Source organism: Pseudomonas sp. 14P_8.1_Bac3, from assembly GCF_025466085.1.
In the GTDB taxonomy this organism is placed as follows: Bacteria; Pseudomonadota; Gammaproteobacteria; order Pseudomonadales; family Pseudomonadaceae; genus Aquipseudomonas.
Genome location: NZ_JANLOD010000061.1, coordinates 107,129 through 113,128 on the forward strand (window position 1 = coordinate 107,129; position 6,000 = coordinate 113,128).

The 6,000-nt window shown below is 60.4% G+C and carries 6 protein-coding genes; 5 read left to right on the plus strand and 1 reads right to left on the minus strand.

Going from position 1 to position 6,000, the window contains the following annotated elements; genetic code table 11:
* Nucleotides 1–217 precede the first annotated feature (217 nt).
* Nucleotides 218–1,498: a serine/threonine transporter gene (locus tag NTD84_RS19455; protein WP_262168694.1), complete on the minus strand. Its 1,281-nt coding sequence runs from the start codon at nucleotides 1,496–1,498 to the stop codon at nucleotides 218–220.
* Nucleotides 1,499–1,742: 244 nt separating this feature from the next.
* Between NTD84_RS19455 and NTD84_RS19460 the strand changes: the two genes are divergently transcribed.
* The 5 genes from NTD84_RS19460 (at nucleotide 1,743) to NTD84_RS19480 (ending at nucleotide 5,950) form a co-directional block, all read left to right on the plus strand.
* A complete protein-coding gene (locus tag NTD84_RS19460) occupies nucleotides 1,743–2,126 on the plus strand; it encodes a tautomerase family protein (RefSeq protein WP_262168696.1) in 384 nt (127 codons plus the stop codon).
* A 114-nt stretch (nucleotides 2,127–2,240) separates the two neighbouring features.
* Complete coding sequence (locus tag NTD84_RS19465; protein WP_262168698.1) at nucleotides 2,241–2,825, plus strand: TetR/AcrR family transcriptional regulator; 585 nt, start codon at nucleotides 2,241–2,243, stop codon at nucleotides 2,823–2,825.
* A gap of 110 nt (nucleotides 2,826–2,935) precedes the next feature.
* Nucleotides 2,936–3,922 carry a 2-hydroxyacid dehydrogenase gene (locus NTD84_RS19470; protein ID WP_262168701.1) on the plus strand — a complete coding sequence of 329 codons (987 nt, stop codon included), beginning with the start codon at nucleotides 2,936–2,938 and terminating at the stop codon, nucleotides 3,920–3,922.
* A 143-nt stretch (nucleotides 3,923–4,065) separates the two neighbouring features.
* Complete coding sequence (locus NTD84_RS19475; RefSeq protein WP_262168705.1) at nucleotides 4,066–5,133, plus strand: phosphotransferase family protein; 1,068 nt, start codon at nucleotides 4,066–4,068, stop codon at nucleotides 5,131–5,133.
* A 49-nt stretch (nucleotides 5,134–5,182) separates the two neighbouring features.
* On the plus strand, nucleotides 5,183–5,950 hold the full coding sequence (locus tag NTD84_RS19480) for an SDR family oxidoreductase (protein ID WP_253427666.1): 768 nt from the start codon (nucleotides 5,183–5,185) through the stop codon (nucleotides 5,948–5,950).
* The last annotated feature ends 50 nt before the right edge of the window (nucleotides 5,951–6,000 follow it).

A 6,000-nucleotide genomic window follows, 5' to 3' on the forward strand; every position in this document is an offset into this window, starting at 1 on the left:
TATGGGCGACCGCCACACTCGAGCCAACCTGGTTACTGGGAGCGAGCCTGCTCGCGATGGTCGTTAACGATAACGCGGGAAACCAGACACCCCGCAGCGCTCTCAGGTTCTGAGCCAGCAAGCTGGCTCCTACCGTGATCCGCGCAAAAACACCAGGACAAAAAAACGGCCAACCCGATTTGGGTCAGCCGTTCATCAAATCAACACACCTCAACCATCAAGCACTCAGCGAATAGATCAACGCCGAAATCGCCACCAGCCCCACCGCCACCACAAACACATTCGACGCCTGCCCACGATACCGGGCCATCGCCGGCACCTTGCGGATTGCATACATCGGCATCAGAAACAGAATCGCCGCGATCACCGGGCCACCCAGGGTTTCAATCATCCCCAGGATGCTCGGGTTCAATGTCGCCACGACCCAGCACACCACCAGCATGAACGCTGCGGTCATACGATCCAGCGTCTTCGGCGCCGGGCGCTTGCCGCTTTTGACGATCAGGCCCTTCAAACCTTCGCTGGCCCCGATGTAATGCCCCAGGAACGACTTGGAAATCGCCACGAACGCAATCAACGGCGCCGCGAAGGCGATGGTCGGATTGCTGAAGTGATTGGCGAGGTAAGACAGGATCGACAGGTTCTGCGCCTTCGCTTCCGCCAGTTGCGCTGGCGACAGGGTCAGCACGCAGCTGAACACGAAAAACAGCACCATCACCACCATCAACCCGTGGGCGCGGGACAGGATCTGCGAGCTGCGCTCTTCGGCGTGATCACCGTATCGACGCTTCTGGTCCACGGCGAACGCCGAGATGATTGGCGAGTGGTTGAACGAGAACACCATCACCGGGATCGCCAGCCACAGCGTGTGCAACAACGCCGACGGCTCCGGCAACGTCGAGGCGGTGCTGAGAATGCCACCGTTCCAGTGCGGAATCAGGAATACCGCCAGGAACAGCAGCGCCACGATGAACGGGTAGACCATCAGGCTCATGGCCTTGATGATCACCTGTTCGCCACAACGCACCACCGCCAGCAGCCCGAGGATCAGCACCAACGACAGCACGGCGCGGGGTGGCGGCATGATGTGCAGCTGGTGCTCAAGGAAGCTGCCCACCGTGTTGGTCAAGGCCACGCTGTAGATCAGCAGGATCGGAAAAATCGCGAAAAAATACAGCAACGTGATCAGCGCCCCGGCCTTGAGGCCGAAGTGTTCTTCCACCACTTCCGTGATGTCCGCACCCTCGCGACCGGACAAGACGAAGCGGGTCAGGCCACGGTGCGCGTAGAACGTCATGGGAAAAGCCAGCAACGCCAGGATCAGCAACGGCCAGAAACCGCCCAGGCCAGCGTTGATCGGCAAGAACAAGGTGCCGGCACCGATGGCCGTGCCAAACAGGCCGAGCATCCAGGTGGTGTCATGGCGATTCCAGCTTTCAAGGCTGACAGGTTTCGCCGCTGCATAGCGTTCGTTGACGCTATTGGCCTGATCATTCATCCGGTGGGATCTCCACATTCCGGTCAGTTGCTACCCGGCCGGGACGAGTCGGAAAAATCCGACAGGCAGCGCCCTGGCCGAAACAGGGGCGCGATTGTCCGGGATTCATGAGCAGAAGCAAAGACTTAGCTGAGGAATGGTCGTAGGGACCAATAGATGTTTTAAAAAATCTATTTAATAAAGGATCAGCGTCATGTATTTTCGACTGACCTGCTGACCGGCAGCCTATTCTGCGGAGCCACTTATGCCTCTCGTTCGCGTCGATATCAAAAACAACCCGGACCCGACCTTTGCAAAGCGTGTCGGCAAACTGATCTATACGGCCATGCACACCACCATCGGCGTGCCCGAAAACGATAATTTCCAGATCCTCGCCGAGCACGATGCCAACCACTTCATTTATGACCCGACCTTTATGGGGATACAGCGCACCGACAACCTGGTGATCATCCAGATCACCTTGATGGAAGGTCGCACCACCGAGCAGAAAAAACTGCTCTACAAAACCATCGCCGAAAGTCTCAACGCGGAACTGGCCGTGCGCCTGGAGGATGTCTTTATCAGCCTGGTGGAGGTCAAGCGCGAGAACTGGTCGTTTGGCAACGGCATCGGCCAATTCGCCGGCTAGCCGTTGCACCGTCCATAGGGCCTTTCGGCCATCATCAAAGTGAGCACCTGACACGCCGTCAACAGTTCCCTATGATGCCAGTCATCTATACGCCTGATTGATCTGTGAGCCGCCATGCCTCGAGTTTCCCGCAAACAAGCCGAACTGAACCGCGAGATCATCGTCGAGGCCGCCACGCGCCTGTTTCGTGAGCGCGGCCTGCACGGCATCAGCGTCGTCGACGTGATGGCCGCGGCCGGCCTGACCCATGGCGGTTTCTACGGTCACTTCGATTCCAAGGAAGCACTCGCGCAGGAAGCCTGCTCCCGGGCGTTCACGCAATCGATGGAGCGCTGGAAGCTGAAAATCGAAGGCCACGACGACGAGCGTTCGGCCCGCGAGAGCATCATTGCGCCGTACCTGTCGGCCGCCAACCGCGACAATCCCGGCGAGAGCTGCCCGGTGACCGCATTTGCCGGCGACATGTGCCATGAAACCTCTGAGAGCGGCTTGCACCAGACCTACACCCAAGGCCTGGAAGCCTTGCTGCAGATGCTCGCGCCGCTGATGGGGGCAGACCAGCCCGAGGCGAATCGACAGAAAGCGCTGGTCGATTATTCGTTGATGGTTGGCGCGCTGACACTGGCCCGCGCCACCCGTGGCGACGCCTTGTCCGATGAAATTCTGGAGGCCGCGCGAACCTTTCTCACAGCTTCATAATGTGTCATCCCTGTTCCGCTATGATCATCTGGCAGTGCTGCAATTTTTATCGTTGCCAATGCGTTTTATAGCCAGCAATCTCTAGGATATTCAAGCAACAGGAGCCCAGCATGCCCGCAACCGTTTTGGTGTTGGTTGAAACCATCAACGATTACCTGCCGATTCTCGAACATCAGGGCTTTCACCTGATTCTGGCCCCTACCCCTGCCGAGCGCGCCGAAGCCATTGCCACTCACGGCGCGCGTATCGATGCCGTACTCACTCGCGGTCCGTTGGGCTTGTACGCCGATGAAATCGCGGCACTGGCGGCGCTGAAAATCATTTGCGTGATCGGTGCCGGTTACGAGCACGTCGACCTGCAGGCCGCGGCCGACCGTGGCATTACCGTCACCAACGGCGCCGGGGTCAATGCCTCGTCGGTCGCCGATCACGCGATGGCGATGCTGCTGTCCCTGGTCCGTGACATTCCCCGCTGCGACGCCGCCGTGCGCCGGGGCGAGTGGCCGAAAATCATGCGCCCTTCCCTTGCGGGCAAACGCTTGGGCATCCTCGGGCTGGGTGCCGTCGGCATGGCCATCGCCAAACGCGCGGCCAACGGCTTCGACATGTCGATCAGCTACCACAACCGCCAGCACCGCAGCGACGTGTCATACAGCTTCTGCTCGACCCCGACCGAACTGGCCCGCGCCTCGGATTTCCTGGTGGTAGCCACACCCGGCGGGCTCGGCACCCGGAGCCTGATCAACAAAGCGGTGCTGGATGCACTGGGGCCGCAAGGATTCCTGATCAACATCGCCCGAGCGAGCGTGGTGGTCACGGCTGACTTGATCAGCGCCCTGGAGCAACGGCGCATTGCCGGCGCAGGGCTGGATGTCTTCGATCACGAACCTCAGGTGCCGGACGCCCTGAAAGCGCTGGGCAACGTGATCCTCACGCCGCATGTCGCCGGCCTGTCGCCCGAAGCCACCCGGGGCACCGTCGAACTGGTCGGGCGCAACCTGATGGCGTTCTTTTCCGGTCAACCGGTGCTCACCCCCATCGAGCTGCCAGCGTCGGCCTCAGCCACGCCGCCTGCGGAAAACAATGCGGTTCTGTAGGACAATTCAAACAGGTGTATCAAAAGCAATGATTGCCCGGCAACACGCTCACCTATAAGGGCCGATCGCGGTTGTGGGTGCCGGGTGTGCGCATTAGATTAGCCAATAGTTTCAGGCCTCCAGAATAAGCAGAAGGGATAAGCATGGCGCTTACTGATCAGTCCACCCGTATCCGCACCGGCGAAGAACTCGATGCCAGCCTGATCGATCCGTACCTCAAGACGCACATACCGGGCCTTAGTGGCCTGCCGCAGATCAGCCAGTTTCCGGGCGGCGCGTCGAACCTCACCTACTTGCTGGAATACCCCGAACAGGAGTTTGTCCTGCGCCGGCCGCCGTTCGGCCACAAGGCCAAATCCGCCCACGACATGGGCCGCGAATTTCGTATCCTCAATCAGCTGCGTGACGGCTTCCCGTACTGCCCGAAAGCCTACGTGCACTGCACCGACGAGTCAGTGCTCGGTGCCGAGTTCTATGTGATGGAACGGGTCAACGGCATCATCCTGCGTTCGGAACTGCCGCCGGAGCTGGGCCTGGACGCGGCGAAAACCAAAGCCCTGTGCAAGAGTTTCATCGACAAGTTCGTCGAACTGCACCAGGTGGATTACAACGCCTATGGCCTCGGCGATCTCGGCAAACCCGAAGGTTACGTGGCGCGGCAGATCAAGGGCTGGAGCGATCGCTATGAGAAAGCCCTGACCCCGGACGCGCCGCAGTGGCAAGCGGTGAAAGCCTGGCTCAACGACAAGATGCCCGCCGACCATCCGACGTCGAGCATCGTGCACAACGACTACCGCTTCGACAACGTGATCCTCGACCCGAACAACCCGATGCAGATCATCGGCGTGCTCGATTGGGAACTGACCACCCTCGGCGATCCGCTGATGGACCTGGGCAACACCCTCGCCTACTGGATCGAAGCCGGCGACCCGGCGCCGGTGCAACTGATGCGCCGCCAGCCGAGCCACGCGCCGGGCATGTTGACCCGCCGCGAATTCGTCGATTACTACGCCCAGCGCTCGGGCATCGAGATCAACAATTTCGACTTCTACTACACCTACGGCCTGTTCCGCCTCGCCGGCATCGTGCAGCAGATCTACTACCGCTTCTTCCATGGCCAGACCCAGGACAAACGCTTCGCGCAGTTCATTCACATGAACAAACTGCTGGAGCAGATGAGCTTGCAGGTCATCCAGAAATCCACGCTTTGATCTCGTGATGAGTGCCTGAAACACGGCCCGCTAATAACAAGGAACCCGCATGTCCAAGACTCAGTTGTTCGACCTCGACGGCAAGATCGCTTTCGTTTCCGGCGCCAGCCGCGGCATCGGTGAAGCGATTGCCAAACTGCTGGCCCAGCAAGGCGCCCACGTGATCGTCTCCAGCCGCAAGCTTGAGGGCTGCCAGCACGTGGCCGACGCGATCATCGCCGCGGGTGGCAAAGCCACCGCCGTTGCCTGCCACATCGGAGAAATGGAGCAGATCAGCCAGGTCTTCGCCGGCATCCGCGAGCAGTTCGGGCGCCTCGACATCCTGGTCAACAACGCGGCGACCAACCCGCAATTCTGCAACGTGCTGGACACCGACCTCAGCGCCTTCCAGAAAACCGTTGATGTGAACATCCGCGGCTACTTCTTCATGTCCGTCGAAGCCGGCAAGCTGATGCGCGACAACGGCGGCGGCAGCATCATCAACGTGGCGTCGATCAACGGCATCTCGCCGGGGATTTTCCAGGGCATCTACTCGGTGACCAAGGCGGCGGTGATCAACATGACCAAAGTGTTCGCCAAGGAATGCGCGCAATTCGGCATCCGCTGCAACGCGCTGTTGCCGGGGCTGACCGACACCAAGTTCGCGTCGGCACTGGTGAAGAACGAGGCGATCCTGAACACGGCGCTGGCGCAGATTCCGCTCAAGCGTGTGGCGGATCCGAGTGAAATGGCAGGGGCGGTGCTGTACCTGGCGAGCGACGCGTCCAGCTACACCACCGGTGTATCGCTGAACGTCGACGGCGGCTTCCTCTCCTGACCCACCGCCCTCCCTGTAGGAGCGGGGGTGGGGGGGGGGGGGGCGGACCC